Raw genomic sequence first — 18969 nt, forward strand, 5'->3', positions numbered from 1 at the left:
GATTTCAGATGACAAGTCAATTATTGACTCTATATGTACTTTTTTGGCCTTTGGTGGCAAGCCTAGTCTTGTTCACGATTTGTCTGAATGTCTATAAAGACACACAACAGGCCAAGAAAAATGGCGAAGAGCTAATTTGATTCTTCATCCTAAACAAAAAGCAGGCCATTGAGCCTGTTTTTTTATTGTTCATTTGATGATTTTGATTTTTAATCTCAGTCTTTTCCAGCTGACTGAAATAACCATATGCAGCATGACAATTCATGTCGCACTACCCTAGTGCAGGAGCTAGTTTTTTGGCATGATGCAAATAGTGGATCACTGAATAATGATAAATGACTCAAATGCGTTGGTTAGAACTTCTTTCAACAGTTCGGATTGGTAGTAAAAAGCAGAGCACTGAACTGGCACGCAGCCCGTTTCATAAAGATTATGACCGTATTATTTTTTCGCAAAGCTTCCGGCAATTAAACCGCAAAACCCAAGTCCATCCACTGACCCAGCATGATGGCATTCATACCCGTTTGACCCATTCGCTGGAAGTCTCCTGTATTGGCCGTTCACTCGGTATGCTGGCTGCCGAGAAAATCAAAGATAATTTACCTGCCTGGATTTCTCCGGCTGATGTCGGTGCCATCATTCAGGCGGCCTGTCTGGCGCATGATATTGGTAACCCGCCTTTTGGTCATGCCGGTGAATACGCCATTCGGGAATGGTTTGACGATGCTTCTCATACCGACTTTTTAAAAGATTTAAGTCCTGAACAGGAAGCCGATGTCCGCCAGTTTGAAGGCAATGCCCAAGGCCTGCGCCTGCTGACCAAGATCGATTATCATCCTTATGATGGCGGCATGCGCCTGACCTATGCCACACTCGGTGCCTATCTTAAATACCCGTGGCTCTCTGAGGCGATTGACCCGACTGGTAACACCCCGGCCAGTCGACGTCCAAAATTTGGTTGTTACCAGTCTGAAAAAGAGATTTTGCAGGAAATTGCTGAACAGCTAGGATTAATCCAGCTTGGTGAATATCATTATTGTCGTCATCCGCTGACCTATCTTTTAGAAGCTGCGGATGACATCTGCTATGCCCTGATTGATCTGGAAGATGGTATTAGCCTGAATATGCTCAGTTATGCCGAAGTCGAGCCAGTTTTCCTAAACTTGCTGGGAGAATATGGCACACCTGAAGAAATCAATCTGCCTAATACCACCTGGCAACAAAAAATTGCCGCCTTACGTGGTCGGGTCATGAAACGTCTGGTAGATGAAGTCACCACAGCTTTTGCGCGACATCAACAGGAAATTTTGATGGGCCAACTGCAAGGTTCATTGCTGGGTTATTGTAGTGCCGACATTGAAATTGGCATTAACCGGGCCAAAGAACTGGCGCGAGACAAGATCTTCGAACATCCGCAAAAAGCCGGTCTGGAAATTATCGCGCATCAAAGTTTACAAACGATTCTGGATGCCTTTATTCCACTGACCACACCGCACAAAACCTTGAGCTTTAAGGAACAGCGTTTGATGGCTATTTTAAAACGCTCGGGTGCGCAGTTTAGCGCTGATCATTATGACAACATTATGCAGGTGCTAGATATTGTCTCCAAGTTTTCTGATCACCAGGCTTATAATCTGGCGCAGGAACTGCATGGCAATAAAGCCGGGTTACTCTAATGTGAACGAGCGCCTGATGATAATCTCAGCAAAATCACTGGATTTGAATGATAGAGTTTTGCCTTTATCGAAGATGCTGACTACTATGCCTGTATTAAATTTGAGTATGTATAAAAAATGATTGGATGCCTAATTGGGGAAGTGCTGGCGCTGGAAGCACCGACTGTTTTATTAAATGTAAACGGCGTAGGTTATGAGATTGACACCCCTTTAACCACTTTCTGTCAGTTGCAAAAAGGCCAGAAAATTACCCTGTGGACCCATCTGGCTGTTCGTGAAGATGCCCAGTTACTTTATGGCTTTATCAATGCGCAGGAAAAAACCATTTTCCGTACCTTATTAAAGGTGAACGGCGTTGGTCCGAAAATGGCGCTTGGTATTCTTTCCACTTTAAGTGTGGAAATGCTGATCCACACCGTTGAACATGAAGATATCAATACTCTGGTCAAAGTTCCGGGGGTGGGTAAAAAGACTGCTGAACGCCTGATGATTGAATTACGTGACCGCTTTAAAGCCATGGCTTCAGGTGCTGCACCAAGCAATTCAACTGCACCACAAATTCAGTTTATGGGTAATTCAGCCGTGGCTGAAGCGGAAGCTGCATTACAGTCCTTGGGCTATAAACCTGCTGAGGCACAAAAACTGGTGAATGCTGCCAAAGGTGAATTTACCGAAGCCAGCGATATTATCCGCGCAGCGTTGAAGTCGATGAATAAATAGAGATGATATCCAAGTTACAGGATAAAATCTGATACGCGTAAAAGTCATTCGCAACTGTTTGAGGCAGGAGACATTTATAGTTAAATGTTTCTGCGATATATTCGATAAGAATCAATATTCGACGAGTTTTGCGAATGACGGTGGTTTTGCTTACTTTTGCCGAAACAAAAGTAAGGCGAACCGCAGGTTAATACTCAGATATAAATCTGATTGGAAAGACTCTGCAAAAATTCAATTCCTCGCCTAGGCGAAAATCTTAGGATTCAGATCCATATTTGAGGCCGTGTCAAAATTACCAGCTCAAAGGATCACCAAAACATTGGTATATAAACGTTATGCAAGACCGTCTCATCAGTGGTTCTGAAAAACCCGAAGATCATTTTGATCGTGCCATCCGCCCGACTTCCCTCGATGACTACATCGGTCAGCCGGTGGTTCGTGAGCAGATGGAAATTTTCATTGGCGCAGCCCGTGGCCGTGAAGAAGCCCTTGATCACACCCTGATTTTTGGCCCGCCAGGTCTGGGTAAAACAACGTTGGCCAATATTATTGCCCGAGAAATGGGTGGCAATCTTAAGTCAACTTCTGGTCCGGTTCTGGAACGTGCCGGCGACTTAGCCGCGATGCTAACCAATCTGGAAGAAGGTGATGTCCTGTTTATTGACGAGATTCACCGTCTTTCACCCGTGATTGAAGAAATCCTGTATCCGGCAATGGAAGATTATCAGCTCGACATCATGATTGGTGAAGGCCCGGCTGCGCGCTCGATTAAACTGGATTTACCGCCATTTACGCTTGTTGCAGCAACCACACGTGCAGGTCTACTCACCTCTCCGCTGCGTGACCGTTTCGGAATCGTGCAACGTTTAGAGTTTTATTCGGTTGAAGATTTAACCCATATTGTCAAACGTTCAGCCAATTTGATGGATGTACCTATGACGGGAGATGGCGCAAAAGAAATTGCCCGTCGCTCACGAGGTACACCACGTATTGCTAACCGTTTATTGCGTCGTGTGCGTGACTATGCTCAGGTCAAAGGGACGGGTGAGATCAATCAGGATATGGCCCAACGTGCTTTGGATATGCTCAAAGTCGATAAAGATGGTTTAGACACACTCGACCGCCGTTATTTATCTATGCTTCTTGAGCGTTTTGATGGTGGTCCTGCCGGTGTTGAAGCACTCGCAGCAGCCATGGCGGAAGATTCAGGCACGTTGGAAGATGTCATTGAGCCATATCTGATTCAGCAAGGTTATGTGATGCGTACTGCACGTGGTCGTATTGCGACTAATATGGCGTATTTGCAGTTTGGGATGACCCCACCTGAACCGAAGGACAAGTGATTTCAAGAAGCAGCTTAGGCTGCTTCTTCATTTAGCATATTAATTAAAAATATGTTTAAACTTGCATTAATATATCCCAACTTATATTCAAGTTCTTCTAGTTGGTCAGTACAATCCTTATCTCCCAAAATACAGCTAATTAACTGCGTTGCCATATCTAATAAGTCAAATAACTCCTTTCTAACTTGTTCATCTAGCACCTCACCTGGTCTGATATATGAAAGCACCTTGGTTATACTATTTTCAAACTGATGGTAATTCATCTTTAAACTTTCATTATCTAAACTGGCTATGTTTTTAGTAATCAAATATCGAAATTTAGCATTACTTAAAAAACCAATTCCATATGATGAAATTTCAGAAATTATAACTCTAAGGTTTTCTGCGCTACGTTGTTTATAGAGCGTTTTTAATTCTTTAACTTTTATTTCATTTTGGGATTTAATCAAGTCCTCATTAGACTTGATCTGTGATTCAGTTGATTTTTTTACAACGTATATAGTAATTAAAAATCCAATAAAGCTGATAATTGCGGACGCTATAACACTGATCACAACAACCCAATCTGTCGAATGTTGCACATCTAAATACACTTTCTGATCTTTAGGCTGCTGTAAAACCATAGTTTGAGTTTGTTGTTCTTGCACGTTTCCCCACATATTTTAATTTGATTATTTATTTCTTATATTCTAAACAGTTTAAGCCGCTTACAAAAGAAAAAGCCAACTGACCATGTCTAAATCAGTTGGCAAAAGCACAAACCTATTTTTCTAAGTTTTATTCAAAAATTATTTCGCGTCTTTCTTAAACTCTTTAAAGTCCGCTTTACGAATCATGGCATGAATACCTTTGGTCTTATCCACCACTTGAGACACTTCAAAGTCAGTGGCAGCACTTAAGTAGGCATAGGCAATTTCTTCAGAAATGCCATATTCATTGACCAGAAAACGGATCGCTTCACGGGTGGATTTACGCATGGCTTCATCTAAGTCTTCATCTAAACCTGGAGTGATCCAGAATTCAGCATTTTCAGCCAGTGGCTGTTTAATGTCTGCACCCGGAATTTTATCTTTTCCTGATTTAAGCAAAGTGAATTTTAAAGTCGCACGTGCTGATCCTTCCAAGGCAGTTAAAGCCACCTCGCCATCGCCTTGTACAAAGTGACTATCGCCTGTATAGAATAAAGCACCTGGCACTTGTACAGGATAATAAGCTGTTGCCCCCGCTCCTAATTCATTGATGTCAATATTCCCGCCATAAAATGATGGTGGCACAGAGTGCACAGGCTCACTGGTATTTGGTGCAACACCCATCGTGCCCATAAACGGATTCAGCGGGAAACGAATTGCTTTACTAGATTCAGTTTTTAAAACGCCTTCCCATACACCATACGCATTTTTCTCAATTGGGGTAAAAATGGACACGTTGCCATAAGCCTCAGGATTGGCTGGAGATGCATGCTCATGTTTCTGACGTTTCGGGAATTCGGGTAAGGTCCCTTTGCCATGACGGTTTGAAATCACACCATAAGGCACACGCGGTTCAACTTTTAGAATCTCCACCTTTAGAATATCGCCCGGCATTGCCCCTTCTACATAGACAGGCCCGGTAATAATGTGTGGTCCATCTTTATAGAAATCATGTTTTAATTTGGAATTCGTGATCAGCTTGGCTTCATCCAATACATGCTCAGGCTTGACACCTTTTGATGTGAAATATTTCTCTGCATTACGGCCCTGATCTTCTAGCAGCCCTTCATGTGAAACTGTATCGAAAGTAACTGTGCTACCTGAAGGGACAGTTAAAACAGGTTTTGCATCTTTATTTGGCAGATAACCCCACGTAATCGTATTCAAGGTACTCGGCACATAATAATGACCTTTATATTCACCACTTTTGAGTAATGTCGGTTTATTTTCCAGCTGTTTCAGTATCTTAAAGTCTTCAGCCCATATGCTTGTCGAAATAAAACTTAAGCTTGAAGCCACTGCCAGAGATAAAGCCAAAGGTTTTAACATGTGTTCAATTTCCATCATAAAAAATATTACGGAAGAGTGAATGCAATCTAAGTGCCAAAATTATTTTAAGAGGTTTAAAAAAATCTTCATTTCATCCAGGCTATAGATATAAATGGAATCATTTTTTTCTTTTTCTTCATCATTTTTCAGGTGGTTATTTTTATAAATCTCATACCTTATAAATATAAAAAATTAATATAGATACATATTTTTACAAAGTAAAAGAGGTAATAAAGCTCTTTTAGAACAGATATTAACACCAACAATACCTTTAAAGTATTAAAAAATACTTAGAGAGTTTTGGTTGAATTTAGATCAGTATGCCATCCTAAAGAATCACTTTAACCATTTCAAATTCTTAAGGTTCTCCCGAAGTATGAATATGTATAAGCAGATATCCCTTTGTCTCCCTCTTCTTTTCTGCAGCCAATTCAGCCTGGCTGACTGGATTGATGATTCTGTACAAGCTGCTGAAGCACACACCATCAAATTACGCCAGCATATCCACCAGCATCCTGAACTGGGCAACATGGAATTCAAAACCTCGGAGCTGGTCCAGAAAGAATTAAAATCCTACGGCGTTGAAGTACGTAAAGGCTATGCCAAAACCGGTGTAATCGGTGTATTGAAAGGTGCAAAACCCGGCCCTGTGATGGCCTTACGTGCAGATATGGATGCCTTGCCAATTAAGGAAACAGCACCGGTGTCTTTTGCCAGCAAACAAAAAGCCATTTATCAAGGCAAAGAATCTTATGTGATGCATGCCTGTGGACATGATGCACATACTGCGATGTTATTGGGTGCAGCCAAAGTTCTGGCCGCCAATAAAGATAAAATTGCGGGGACAGTGGTATTCGTATTCCAGCCGGCTGAAGAAGGCGGTGCAGATATCGATAACTTCACTCATGGCGATCAGATTGGCTCACGCAAAATGATTGCCGACGGTGCCTTGAACAATCCAAAACCTGAAGTGATTTTCGGAATGCATGTAATGGCAGGCATGCCAAGCGGCAATATCTTCTACAAAGATGGTGCAATTTTAAATAGTGCCGATCATTTACGTATTCAGGTTAATGGTAGTCAGGTGCATGGCTCCATGCCTTGGGCAGGTAAAGATCCGATCTATGCTTCTGCCCAGATGGTGACCAATTTACAAAGCCTAATCAGCCGTAAAGCTGACCTGACCAAAGGGATGGGCGTGGTCAGTATTGGCAGCATTCAGGGCGGCACCACCGGTAACGTCATTCCAGATCAGGTCAATATGGTCGGGACTATTCGCTCCAATAGTGAAGATGTACGTCAGGGCATTTTAAAAGACTTGCCGAAAATGCTGGAACACAATGCCGCAGCCAATGACGTTAAGGTGAAAGTCGAAATTGCACCTTATGCGCCAGTGACCACCAATGATAAAACCTTGACTGAATTGATGCGCCCGACATTGGCGAGCGTGCATGGTGAAGATAAATTGCATGTTTTAGACAACAATGCCAGCGCCAGTGAAGATTTTGCTTATTATGGCCAGCTCATGCCATCCTTATTTGTCTTTGTTGGTGCTACACCGGCAGATCAAGATCCGGCAAAAGCCGCACCGAACCATAACCCGAATTTCATTGTCGATGATGCGACCTTGAAAACCGGGGTCGAAAGCCATGTCCGTTTTATTCTGGACTATCCAAAAGTAGCTGAGCAGGTTCAGGCCAACTGGAAACAGAAAAATAAAGGCTAATCTTCTATTACTAAAATGCGCGACTTCATGGACTCGCGCATTTTAGTATCTGCTGCTGTTTTATAAATGAGCTGTTAAGCGCTTAGTACTTCATCTTAGTGACTTCTCTCCAGATTTGACACCTTGTGCCATTGGTCTCAAGACTCACAATGCTAAACTTTGAACCGCTAAATTGCTTGACTGTTGGCAGGAATCCGGCAAACTCTAATCCCTTTCCTGCATCTAAAAACAAGCAAAAATTTCGAAAATCTGCATGGAACAAAACTATGGCGAATCACTTTGAATTCAATATCCGCGTTTATATTGAAGATACTGATGCGGGTGGCATTGTCTATCACGCCAATCATATTCGCTATATGGAACGTACCCGTACCGAATGGTTACGTGCCGCTGGAGTGAGCCATTACTGGCATCAGACAGACTACAATTTTGTGGTGCATAAAATTAATGTCAAATATATGCGTCCGATCCTGATGGATGATTTAATTACTGTTACGGCACGTGTCATTTCATGTAAAGCTTCATCATTTGTATTGCAACAAAATATTTATCGTGGTGAAATCATGCTTGCATCAGGTGAGGTTGAGTTGGCATGTATCAGTGCAGAGATGCGACCACGTCGACTCCCGGATGAAATCCGCGAACTAATTCAAAAAGAATTGGAACAAGACTAAAAAAATTTATTGGCACACGTAACAACTATGGCGACTCAGTTAGAATCATCTCTTCAAGTTTCAGATCTTATTTTACAAGCAAGCCCTGTCGTACAACTGGTGATGCTTTCTCTCCTGTTAGCCTCAATATATAGCTGGTATCTGATTGCCAGGCTCTATATGAGTTATAAAAAAGCCCAGGCCGATGATGAACATTTCCAGAAAATCTTCTGGTCTGGCGCTGAGTTGAACACCCTGTATAACAATGCACAACTCAATTCTAAACGTACCGGCCTTGAAGATATTTTCTATCAGGGTCTGGGCGAGTTCCTGAAACTGAAAAAACGCCATGCGCCAACTGCCCAGTCGATTGAAGGAACAGAGCGTATTCTGCGTGTCGGTTTAAGCCGTGACCAAGGTCATCTGGAACAAGGTCTGGGTGCATTAGCAAGTATTGGCTCGGTTGCGCCTTATGTCGGTCTGTTCGGTACAGTCTGGGGCATCATGAACGCCTTTATTGGCCTGGCAGAGGTTGATCAGGTGACACTGGCGACGGTCGCACCCGGTATTGCAGAAGCACTAATTGCAACAGCGATCGGTCTGTTTGCAGCTATTCCAGCAGTATTGGCCTTTAACCACTTCACGGCCAAAGGTGAAACGGTCTACTCTGACCGTGCACTGTTTGCTGAAGAAATGGTGGCGCTATTGCAACGTCAGTCTGTGGGCGTAACTCAGGACAAAGACTAATGGCGATTCAAGGTTCAGGACGCTTTCAGCGTATTAAAAAGCCACTGAAAAGTGATATGAATGTCGTACCATATATCGATGTCATGCTGGTACTTCTGGTGATCTTTATGGTCACCGCTCCGATGATTACCAGTGGTATCAAGGTTGACTTGCCTCAGGCCAACGGATTACCGATCGAATCCAAGGATGCCCCGACCATTGTCACACTGAAAGAAGATGGTTCATATTATCTAGAATATAAAAATCAGGCGACTGGTCCGGTCACACTGGAAGAATTGACGCGTACTCTGGTTGATGCCCAAACCCAGGCACAAAATGAAAACAAGGTGCTCAATGTCGTGATCAATGGCCATAATACCCGTCCATATGGCGATGTCATGGCCTTGATGTCCAGCCTGCAGGATGCTGGCCTTTCTCAAGTCGGTTTACTGACCAAACCCCTAGAATAAAGTATGAAAAATTATCAGAAACCGCCCTTTCAAAAAAAAGCAATTGCGATTGGATTTACGCTCGGCATCCATGCAGTGGCTTTGGTGGGCTTACTTTATCTGGGCATGAGTAATCCTCCTGAACCGCCAAAACAGATCAAAACCGTTCTGATCAAGCCAGAAGACCTTAAACCGGTGACTCGCGAAGAAACCGAATTTGAGGAAACTGCACATGAAAACGTCGCAGAAGAAATTACCCAAACTGCTGAACCCAGTATAGAACCGGCTCCTGTCATTCCAACTGCTGCCCCTGCTGTACCTGTGACTCCACCTCCGCCAAAAGTCGATACACAAAAAGCGCAGCAGGAGCTAAAAGCGGCAGAGGCAGCACAAGCCAAGGCTGCGCAGCAAGCAGCGGAAGCAGCAAAACGTGCCCAAGCCGCTGAACAGGCCAAACAGGCAGCAGCCAAAGCTAAAGCCGATGCAGCGCAAAAATCCAAGGCGGAAGCCGAAGCTGCACGCCAAGCTGAACTGAATGCACAACGCAAAGCCGATGCTGCTCAAAAAGCCAAACTGGAAGCACAGAAAAAAGCTGACTTAGCTGCCAAGCAAAAAGCGGATGCTGCAACAAAAGCCAAAGCAGAGGCTGATGCCAAACGTAAGGCTGAAGCTGCTGCTAAAGCAAAGGCAGATGCGGCAGCAAAAGCCAATAATGATGCAGCGGCGAAACGTAAAGCAGATGCGGATGCGAAAGCTAAAGCCGATGCAGCGGCTAAAGCCAAAGCAGACGCGGCAGCTAAGGCTAAAAATGATGCAGCGGCAAAACGCAAAGCGGACACTGATGCGAAAGCCAAAGCGGATGCGGCTGCTAAAGCAAAAGCCGACGCTGATGCCAAACGCAAGGCAGATGCCGACGCTAAGGCAAAAGCGGATGCAGACGCCAAGCGCAAAGCAGATGCCGAAGCAAAAGCCAGAGCTGATGCAGAGGCCAAAGCTTCAGCCGCTAAACAGGCCGCTGAAGAAGCTGCACAGAAAAAAGCGGAATCAAAACGGATTGCATCCACTGCGAAGCGCGATTTTGAAAATAAGATCAAACGCGCCTGGGATATACCAGTCGGATCATCAGGCCAGCGTGCGACTGCACGTGTAACCCTGAATGATAATGGCGGTGTGGTCTCAGTCATTGTGAATTCAAGTGATTCAGACATGAAAGCCAGTGTAGAAGCTGCAGTCCGTGCTGCTGCACCTTATCCAATGCCTTCCGATCCAGATGCACGCCGTGAAGCACGAAGCTTTACCTCAACCTTTACTGCACAATAAAAACGGAGCCATCACATAAATAATGTTGTGATGGCTTTTATTTTTTAAGCTAAACTTCACTTCAAATTGATTGAATAATATTCACTTTTCACAGTGTCATAACAGTTTGGTCATAAATTCATGGTTTTATTCTATTAAATCCATGCGATGATGTAGCCCAAGCACCTATACAATAAATCCGTTGATTTGAGTAAATAACGAATGATGGAAAAGACTCGCAAACATCTACTCTGCCTCGCAATCATTAGCACTTTAAGCCCTGTATTGGCAACCCAGTCCTATGCCCAATTGCATCTGGAAATTACCAAGGCACCTGAGGCAGCACCTAAAATTGCCGTTGTACCTTTCAGCCAGGATCAGAGCATTTATCCTATTGTGGAAAATGACCTGAATCGTTCTGGCCGCTTTACCAGTGCTTCAAAAAACCTGCCTGCAACAGCGACATTGAATAATCCGAATGCAGAAGCTTGGGCATCGGCTGGTGTTCCCTATGTGGTCACCGGTTCATCCAAGGCCACAGCCGATGGTTCTTTTGAAATCCAGTATCAGCTCTATGATGTCGAAAAAAAACAATATCTATTAAATGAATTGCTGACTGTTCCAGCCTCACGCACCCGTCAGGCAGCGCATATGATCAGTGATGCCATCTATCAGGCATTGACCGGTATTCCGGGTGACTTTAGCGGACGTATTGCCTATGTGCTGCGTAATCCTGCTACGCCGGAACAACGCTATACCTTGCAGATTGCCGACACCGATGGCGAACAGCCAAAGACTATTTTGACCTCACGTGATCCGATCCTTTCTCCGGCATGGACACCAGACGCCAAAAAAATCGCTTATGTGTCGTTCGAAACCAAACGTCCGGCTATTTATGTACAGGATCTGGCCACAGGTCAACGTGAAAAACTGGCCAGCTTCCGCGGTTTGAATGGCGCGCCGAGCTTCTCTCCAGATGGCAAGAGCATGCTGTTTACTGCCTCTATGCACGGCAATCCAGAAATCTACCAGATGAATCTGGAAACGCGTCAACTACAACGTATGACCAATGACAGTGCCATTGATACTGAAGCACGTTATTCGCCAGATGGAAAATCTTTTATTTTCACTTCTGACCGTGGCGGTTCTCCACAAATTTACCGCCATGATCTTGAATCAAGTAGCAATAAACGCTTGACCTTCCGTGGAGCATTCAACGCACGCGGTACGCTAAGCGCAGATGGTAAAAAACTTGCATTAGTTCATCGTCCAAGCGGCAGTAACTATCGAGTTGCGGTTCAAGATATGAACTCTGGTGTGAATAATATTCTGACGCCAACGACGCTGGACGAATCGCCGAGCTTCTCACCAAATGGCCAGATGGTGGTCTATGCCACACGCGAAGGCAATCGTGGACTTTTATCGATCATGTCGCTGGATGGCCGCTTCCGTATGAATTTACCAAGTGAAACGGGCGAAGTCCGTGAACCGGCTTGGGCACCCAAATAACATTTTTATATTGATAAACCCTTTACCCCATAATCAAACTTCATGGAGATGAAGATGAAGATGAACAAAGTAAAATTATTTGCCTTGCCACTTTTAGCAGCAGCTGTTGTCATGACAGGTTGTGCGAGCCGTAAGCCTGCCGCTGAAGTTCAAACGGGCGGTTTAGATACGACCAGTTCGACTACAGTGAATACTCAAGGCCTGAGTGAAGATGCAGCACTGAATGCACAAAACATGGCAGGCGCTTCTGCAAAAGGCGTTACTGCAGAAAATAAAGCATTCTTGGCAAAACGCGTAGTGCATTTTGACTATGACAGTACTGAACTCAGCAATGAAGATCTAAATACATTGCAAGCCCATGCGCAGTTCCTGATGGCCAATGCCAATTCACGTGTAGCCTTAACTGGTCATACAGATGAACGCGGTACCCGTGAATATAATATGGCACTTGGCGAGCGTCGTGCCAAAGCAGTTGAAAGTTTCCTGGTGACGACGGGTGTTAATCCTGGTCAATTGGAAGCAGTCAGCTATGGTAAGGAAATGCCAATCAATGCGGGCCATGACGAAAATGCCTGGAAAGAAAACCGCCGTGTAGAAATTAATTATGAAGCGGTACCACCATTGTTGAAATAATTTTCATTCATGATGGTTTCATCAAATAAAAAGCACTCAATCATGAGTGCTTTTTATTGGCTTCAATGAAAGAATCGGTCTACTTTGGAAGCTGTTCCTGTTCAGCAGGATGCATCGATTCGATCAGGTCATGTTTATTGAATTGTTTGTACTCTGGTTTTGCTTCATAATCCCGCCAGGCTTCTTTCATCTTGTCTTCAGAGATATCATCTAAAGTAATGCCTTCGCTTGGCGTTGGAGTCGCATCAAACTTCAATGTTGTCATATCTGTGCTCCTATTCTCAATTTTCCTTTGTCTTCAACATAGCACTTTCCGCAGGAGTTGCAAGGGCAAAATCGATACAAATAATCCAGTTTAATTTTTCTTTTAGTACGTTCTCATCTAAAATATAGCCGCATACCGTTTTAATCATTTTTTCCCGATTTAAGTTTTGGAGTTCCCCCTATGTCATACCGCACTTTATCCCAGTTTTTACAACGACAAAGCGGGAATCTCACACCTGAACTTGCACAAGTTATTGAAACGATTGCAAACACTTGCAAAGACATTGATCAATTACTGCAAAAAGGTGCTTTAGCGGATGTATTGGGAAGTGCACAGCATGAAAACGTTCAAGGCGAAGAGCAAAAGAAACTGGATGTCATTTCTAATGACTATTTAATTGATGCCTTGCAGCAACATCCAAATGTGGGTGGTTTGGCCTCAGAAGAACTAGATGAATTCACCCCTGCACAAGAAAATGGTCAATTTCTGGTATTGTTCGATCCATTAGATGGCTCAAGCAATATCGACATCAATATGTGTGTGGGTACCATTTTCTCGATTCTTCCTGCAAAAAATGCCGTGACTCAGGCAGAAGACTTTATGCAAGCCGGTGTTCATCAGGTAGCTGCAGGTTATGTGCTTTATGGTCCATCGACCATGTTGGCATTGACCGTCGGCGCAGGCGTAGTGTTCTTTACCTATGACCCTGAGACTCAAGAATTCCTACTGACTTCTGAAGCAATTCAGGTAGCTGCAGATACTAAAGAATATGCGATCAATGCGTCGAATCAACGTCATTGGGAAGCACCAGTACAGCGTTATATCGATGAATTGTTAGCAGGCAAAACCGGTCCTCGTGAAAAAGACTTCAATATGCGTTGGGTTGCCTGTATGGTGGGCGACATTCACCGTATTCTTTGCCGTAGCGGTATCTTCATGTATCCATACGACCTTAAAGATCCGGCTAAAGCAGGCCGTCTACGTTTAATGTACGAAGCTAACCCAATGAGCATGCTCATGGAACAGGCTGGCGGTGCATCGACTACAGGTCGTGTGCGTATTCTTGAGATCGAACCGACAGATCTACATCAACGTGTGCCAGTGATCATTGGTTCTAAAAACGAAGTTGATCTTGTGACCAGCTACCACAACTAATTTTTATAGCGGCAGTCGATATTGAATCGGCTGCCGTGGATTATATCTCCCATGCCAACTTTTTTTCTTGATTCAAAAGACAATCCAAAGATTAAACACTTACGCGGTTTAATTGAACAAAATACCTATCGTAAAAAACAAGGTCAAACGGTTTTAGAAGGCACGCATCTGTCTCTCGCCTGGTTACATGAAAACCGTAAAATTGATTCTATTTTCACCACTGAACATGCACTTTCACATCCTGATTTCGAGAAAATTCTCGCAAAATACACAGGTATGGTCTTTGTTCTAAGCGAGTCTTTATACAAAGATTTAAGCACCTTAGGAACATCTTTAGCCTGTTTAGCTGTGGTCACTCTACCGACAGCAAATTATGCATTGGATTTTAAAGCAGACACTTTGATTTTGGAAAATGTACAGGATCCGGGTAATGTAGGCACCCTGCTTCGCTCTGCTGCTGCTGCCGGTATTGAGCAGATTGTATGTACCAAAGGTTCTGCATCGCTCTGGTCTCCACGCGTATTACGTGCCGGTATGGGTGCACATTTCACGCTGCAAACCTTTGAAAATATTGCGCTTGAACAAATTCTTGAGCAATTTCAAATCCCTGTCTATGTGACTAGCTCACATCGCGCTGAAAGCCTGTATTCAAAAGACTTACGTAAACCTTGCGTATGGATTCTGGGCAATGAAGGTCAAGGCGTATCTGATTATGCGATGCAACATGCTGAAGCAGTGAGCATTCCGCAACCCGGTGGTCAGGAATCACTGAATGTCGCAATTGCCGGTTCGATCTGTTTCTTTGAAATGGTACGTCAACGTATCTAATTAGGGATTTAGGTTACAGTGTTTTAATACGACCCTGCCCGTGTATAAAATAGATTAAACTACAAAAATAATAAACTTAATTGTCAACCAAACCAGAATTCCCAACGTTATATGATTATGAACTTGGGAATAATGGTGGGTGTCCATTGATAGGATTTTCCATCTCTATGGATTTAGCACCAAAACAGCTGCAAACACATGATGTAAGTATTCTGAAGAGTACGGCTGAAGCACGTCTGAAGAATTTCATGCAGGATGTGACTGGGCGTGCTTTGGTGATGATGGAAAGTGCAACTCAAGGTCATCATGGTATTGCCATGGATCTGGTTCAGGAAGCTTTCATTTCCTTACACAAATCCTATGCAGAAAAAAGCACTGAAGAATGGTATCCCCTATTTTATACCATTCTCAACAACAAGTTACAGGACTGGCGCCGTAAAGAGTCACGGCGTGGTCAAATATTCTCATTTTTCAAAAAAGTCAGTCTCGATGACGACGAAATTGAATTCGATGATGTCGTCGATGAATCAACACCAACGCCTCTGGACTTTCTCGATCAGGCAGTTACTGCTGAAGAAATCCAGGAAGCGATTGCAAAATTGCCTGTGCGTCAGCAGCAGGCATTTATGCTCAGAGCCTGGGAAGGATTTGATACGCATACCACCGCACAAATTATGAACTGCACAGAAGGCAGTGTAAAAACCCATTATCACCGTGCTATTCAAGGCTTACGTGCCTCTTTAGCACATTTAAATCCATATCTGGGAGGGTCATCCGAATGAATCAAGATGATTTCTTAAAACAAGTAACTTCCAAACTTGATGGACTGGCACAACAACATAAAGACAAACCTGTTGTCATGCACCATGTTCTTGAAGAAATTCAGGATTCAAAACATTCACGCTTTGCATTTCTAAAAATGTCAGGTTTTGCTTTGGCAGCTGCGATTGCAGGCGTTGTGGTATTACCGAATCTTTCGGACCATAACGAGCCGCAAACTCAAATGGTGTCAGTCCCAAAACTGTCTCCGCAAATGCTTGAAGATTTAGAAATGTTAATGGTTTTAGGTGAGGACAAAGTTCCACATGGCAGCTAAAAAATTAGCGATTGCTTTTTGTGCATTCAGTTTTCTGCAAACCAGCTTTGCAGGATTTGAACGTTTCTGGCTATTTTCCAAGGATGCGAATACCCAAGTAACTGATACTTGGGATAGTCTTTCTGATTCTGAACAATTGGCACTGATTAAACGTTACCAATCTCTCAAAGAAATCCCCGAACAACAACGTGTTAGCTTGCAGCAGCGCATGGACTGGTTTACCCAACTCCCTGATGCGGAAAAACAGAGAATGCGTGAGACTTGGCAAATGATGAGCAGTCAGGAACGCAAAGAACTGGGCGCACGTATGCAAAAAGCGTCTCCTGAGCAACGCCTTGCCATTCGCGAAGAATACATTCTCAAATATCAGCAAGTGACTCAGCAGCCTAACTCACATTAAATACTTAATATAAAAAAGCCTCCATATGGAGGCTTTTTTGATGTTTCAATCATATTTTATTTTCTTAAGCGACGATAACCTGCAAGCCCTAATAGTCCCAGTAGCCCCCAAATACCGATTCCCCCACCACCACTTGAGGACGTATTCGTATTTTTAACTGTATTACGTAACAAGATTGTTGCTTTTTCTGACATTTTTTCATCAGCATCAAAAATCGCATAATCCATGCTGTAATTTGCCTGGCTTAAATTATTTTTTACACTAAATGTCAGCTGTCCACCATAACAGGTCTGATTTTGATAGGTATCAGGACATGCTCCTTGTCGCTCTGCCTTCAGTGACACTCCTGCAGGTAGCTTAACAATATGAATCGGGATCTCTTTTCCATCTTTATCTTGATAAAAAGCCGACTTTCCTGATGGTAGAGGCCCATCCCCATCATCACTATCATTTTCAAGCGGATTTACCGTCACTGTAAGATTATTCTCTGGACTAAGCCGATATTCATCATCTTTTGCAATTGGTGCAATGTTGTTAAAAGCTGCTCTTAAGAGGCCAGCACTGCTCGCACCTGTAGCCCGGTCTTTAAGGGTATAACTACAGAACTCCATATCAACCGAACTGGTCTGCTTACCATCAGTGCGATACATCATGATTCGGTTTAAATCAGGTTTCCACTCACATTTAAGATTTGGATCATTTGGATTTCCTTCCACAGTGGTCGAATTACCTGTACCAATTAACTTACCAACACCTAAAGTTTTTACACTGACCTCATAATTTTGTGAATTTAAGGCTTTAATTTGAATCTTATCATTGGTTAGAGTTTCTTGAGGCATAGCCAAGATAAAAGGATTAATATAGATTGCACGATATTTCTGATATTGCTTGGTATATTTAAGCAAATCCTGATAACTTTTCAATTCTTCCTTTAAACCAGAAAGCTCATTTTCTGGAGTATTTTTATCAGCAATGATTTCTTCGAGATCATCTATATTCTCCTGATAAAAGTCATTGAGTTCTACCAAACTCTTATTTTGCAAGTCCGTAATATCGGCTGCAGTCAAACGTCGGATTTCAACTGAGCCGATCTCGCAGGTATTTTTTGCACTTGGATCAAATGTTAATGTGGATCCAATCACACGATCAATACCACGCTGGTCTTGTTCAATACAGCCACTCACCCCGATATCTACCAAATCCGTTGCGGTCTGATTATCACGCGGGTAATACAGCCCTAAATAGCGATTATCAATAGCAGGCTCAATATAATTTGTTAATAAACTGCTGATTATATTGTTAGAGACATCAAGATTATTTGAAGTAGTATCTTCGTCTAATTCTGGCAATACGCAACGTGATGGCCCAGTCGTTTGAATTGCATTTCGAATTGTAGAAAATTCAACACGTTGTGCCTTGGTCGGATTTCCCTGATTTAAGGCATATTCACAAGACAGGCCTTGGTTAAAGGCTAAAATATTGAAATTAAAATACCTAAACCCGGTATTGTCATAAAATAAAGTAGATTGGGCTGTATTTTCAACAATAGTATTACTTAATGCAGTTAAACTGGAGAATTTACTAAGCGGACGATTAACTTCATTCGTCATACGCACAATATGTCCTGTGGTACTGGCAGTATTCTTCGCAATAGTAGAGTTAACAATTTCTACTGTGGCATAGCCACAAAAATCAATAATACTGTTAGCAGTGTCTGAACCATTTTTAACAATACTACTGGAATTAATTTTCACATTGGTTTGAGTTGTACCTAAATTTCCCTGACAATCCATCGCCAGAACACTACCATATGAACTCGCCTGATTTTTTTGAATCAAAGAATCCTGAATGACAATATTCCTTTCCGTATTCATTGCTACACTATAAATCGCACCACCTTCTGCAGCTGCTCGGGAATTTACTATTTCACTGGTATTAATACTTAAAGGCCCTGCTACATAAAAAGTACCGCCATTACCTTTATCCAAGGTATTTATTGCTGCATAGCCATCCTTTAAGATCAGATGATGAATTTCCAGACTGGATTGACTGGCCATACTATTAAATAATCTGGTTTTCCCCTGGCCCGAAATAGTACTTTTTAAAGCCTCCCGGGTTGGATATAACAGCGTAATCGGACTACGACTAGCATAGTTAAGCGGAGTTTTCCCATAAATTTTGAGCGCTGACTCTACGATCAGCTCTTTATCTAATTTGTACTCGCCTGCTTCAAGCTGAATCACATCTGCAGCTGAACCATCCAATCGAAGCGTACGTCCTACATTACATCCGCCATAAGATTTATCCAGTTTTGCAGTTTTAATGGCTTCTCGCAAAGAACAGGCATTATTATTCTCGCCATCTTCATCAGCAAAAGTAGTTACATATATCGTTTTATCTTCGGCTGCCATCAAACTCATGGCAGATAAAATCATGGCCGCAAGCAGTCCTTTTTTATAATTTTTCATGATTT

Annotated in this window: 20 protein-coding genes; 16 read left to right on the top strand and 4 right to left on the bottom strand. The window is 43.0% G+C overall.

Translation table 11 applies throughout. The features are described from left to right. Positions 1-8: 8 nt before the first annotated feature. The 4 genes from ACIG3F_RS00050 to ruvB all read left to right on the top strand — a co-directional run bounded on the left by ACIG3F_RS00050 (position 9) and on the right by ruvB (position 3739). Complete coding sequence (locus ACIG3F_RS00050) at positions 9-140, top strand: putative transporter small subunit (protein ID WP_004645659.1); 132 nt, start codon at positions 9-11, stop codon at positions 138-140. A gap of 195 nt (positions 141-335) precedes the next feature. Next, positions 336-1676 (top strand): deoxyguanosinetriphosphate triphosphohydrolase, encoded by a 1341-nt coding sequence (locus ACIG3F_RS00055; protein ID WP_005103835.1) that lies wholly within the window; start codon positions 336-338, stop codon positions 1674-1676. Between the two features lie 117 nt (positions 1677-1793). Continuing rightward, positions 1794-2396 carry a Holliday junction branch migration protein RuvA gene (gene ruvA / locus ACIG3F_RS00060; protein ID WP_004731726.1) on the top strand — a complete coding sequence of 201 codons (603 nt, stop codon included), beginning with the start codon at positions 1794-1796 and terminating at the stop codon, positions 2394-2396. A gap of 335 nt (positions 2397-2731) precedes the next feature. Continuing rightward, positions 2732-3739, top strand: coding sequence for a Holliday junction branch migration DNA helicase RuvB (ruvB, locus tag ACIG3F_RS00065; RefSeq protein ID WP_064096247.1), 1008 nt, complete (start codon positions 2732-2734; stop codon positions 3737-3739). Positions 3740-3753: 14 nt separating this feature from the next. On the opposite strand, the gene ACIG3F_RS00070 is transcribed toward ruvB, so the two are convergent. After that, positions 3754-4386, bottom strand: coding sequence for a hypothetical protein (locus ACIG3F_RS00070; RefSeq protein ID WP_396468825.1), 633 nt, complete (start codon positions 4384-4386; stop codon positions 3754-3756). 141 nt (positions 4387-4527) lie between these two features. After that, positions 4528-5757 (bottom strand): acetamidase/formamidase family protein, encoded by a 1230-nt coding sequence (locus ACIG3F_RS00075; protein WP_129717066.1) that lies wholly within the window; start codon positions 5755-5757, stop codon positions 4528-4530. Positions 5758-6139: 382 nt separating this feature from the next. On the opposite strand from ACIG3F_RS00075, the gene ACIG3F_RS00080 reads away from it, so the two are divergent. The 7 genes from ACIG3F_RS00080 (at position 6140) to pal (ending at position 12752) form a co-directional block, all read left to right on the top strand. Then, positions 6140-7483 carry an amidohydrolase gene (locus ACIG3F_RS00080; protein WP_396469083.1) on the top strand — a complete coding sequence of 448 codons (1344 nt, stop codon included), beginning with the start codon at positions 6140-6142 and terminating at the stop codon, positions 7481-7483. Positions 7484-7749: 266 nt separating this feature from the next. Next, positions 7750-8157: a tol-pal system-associated acyl-CoA thioesterase gene (gene ybgC, locus ACIG3F_RS00085; protein WP_004645668.1), complete on the top strand. Its 408-nt coding sequence runs from the start codon at positions 7750-7752 to the stop codon at positions 8155-8157. A gap of 27 nt (positions 8158-8184) precedes the next feature. Further along, positions 8185-8883, top strand: coding sequence for a protein TolQ (gene tolQ / locus ACIG3F_RS00090; protein WP_396468828.1), 699 nt, complete (start codon positions 8185-8187; stop codon positions 8881-8883). Next, the gene (gene tolR, locus ACIG3F_RS00095; protein ID WP_004731735.1) at positions 8883-9332 is read left to right on the top strand and encodes a protein TolR; all 450 of its coding nucleotides are present in this window, start codon (positions 8883-8885) and stop codon (positions 9330-9332) included. Before tolQ ends, tolR begins: the two co-directional genes overlap by 1 nt. A gap of 3 nt (positions 9333-9335) precedes the next feature. Further along, complete coding sequence (tolA, locus tag ACIG3F_RS00100; protein ID WP_253101556.1) at positions 9336-10631, top strand: cell envelope integrity protein TolA; 1296 nt, start codon at positions 9336-9338, stop codon at positions 10629-10631. A gap of 204 nt (positions 10632-10835) precedes the next feature. After that, entirely contained in the window at positions 10836-12119 is a 1284-nt protein-coding gene (gene tolB / locus ACIG3F_RS00105; protein ID WP_396469085.1) for a Tol-Pal system beta propeller repeat protein TolB, read from the top strand. A 60-nt stretch (positions 12120-12179) separates the two neighbouring features. After that, complete coding sequence (gene pal, locus ACIG3F_RS00110; RefSeq protein ID WP_396469087.1) at positions 12180-12752, top strand: peptidoglycan-associated lipoprotein Pal; 573 nt, start codon at positions 12180-12182, stop codon at positions 12750-12752. Positions 12753-12831: 79 nt separating this feature from the next. On the opposite strand, the gene ACIG3F_RS00115 is transcribed toward pal, so the two are convergent. Further along, a complete protein-coding gene (locus tag ACIG3F_RS00115; RefSeq protein WP_396468830.1) occupies positions 12832-13017 on the bottom strand; it encodes an NF038105 family protein in 186 nt (61 codons plus the stop codon). Between the two features lie 180 nt (positions 13018-13197). On the opposite strand from ACIG3F_RS00115, the gene ACIG3F_RS00120 reads away from it, so the two are divergent. From ACIG3F_RS00120 to ACIG3F_RS00140, 5 genes are all read left to right on the top strand, one after another. Then, entirely contained in the window at positions 13198-14172 is a 975-nt protein-coding gene (locus tag ACIG3F_RS00120) for a class 1 fructose-bisphosphatase (protein WP_396468832.1), read from the top strand. 51 nt (positions 14173-14223) lie between these two features. After that, positions 14224-15000 (top strand): RNA methyltransferase, encoded by a 777-nt coding sequence (locus ACIG3F_RS00125; RefSeq protein ID WP_004279118.1) that lies wholly within the window; start codon positions 14224-14226, stop codon positions 14998-15000. A gap of 167 nt (positions 15001-15167) precedes the next feature. Beyond that, complete coding sequence (locus ACIG3F_RS00130; RefSeq protein WP_129717051.1) at positions 15168-15782, top strand: RNA polymerase sigma factor; 615 nt, start codon at positions 15168-15170, stop codon at positions 15780-15782. After that, positions 15779-16096, top strand: a complete 318-nt coding sequence (locus ACIG3F_RS00135) for a hypothetical protein (RefSeq protein ID WP_004645680.1) — start codon at positions 15779-15781, stop codon at positions 16094-16096. Before ACIG3F_RS00130 ends, ACIG3F_RS00135 begins: the two co-directional genes overlap by 4 nt. Then, entirely contained in the window at positions 16086-16496 is a 411-nt protein-coding gene (locus tag ACIG3F_RS00140; RefSeq protein WP_005103857.1) for a DUF3106 domain-containing protein, read from the top strand. Before ACIG3F_RS00135 ends, ACIG3F_RS00140 begins: the two co-directional genes overlap by 11 nt. 56 nt (positions 16497-16552) lie before the next feature. Here ACIG3F_RS00140 and ACIG3F_RS00145 read toward each other — a convergent pair whose 3' ends face one another. Further along, complete coding sequence (locus tag ACIG3F_RS00145) at positions 16553-18964, bottom strand: CSLREA domain-containing protein (RefSeq protein WP_396468835.1); 2412 nt, start codon at positions 18962-18964, stop codon at positions 16553-16555. Between the last annotated feature and the right edge of the window lie 5 nt (positions 18965-18969).

It is taken from the genome of Acinetobacter sp. NPDC052428 (assembly GCF_044547685.1).
In the GTDB taxonomy this organism is placed as follows: domain Bacteria; phylum Pseudomonadota; class Gammaproteobacteria; order Pseudomonadales; family Moraxellaceae; genus Acinetobacter; species Acinetobacter lwoffii_G.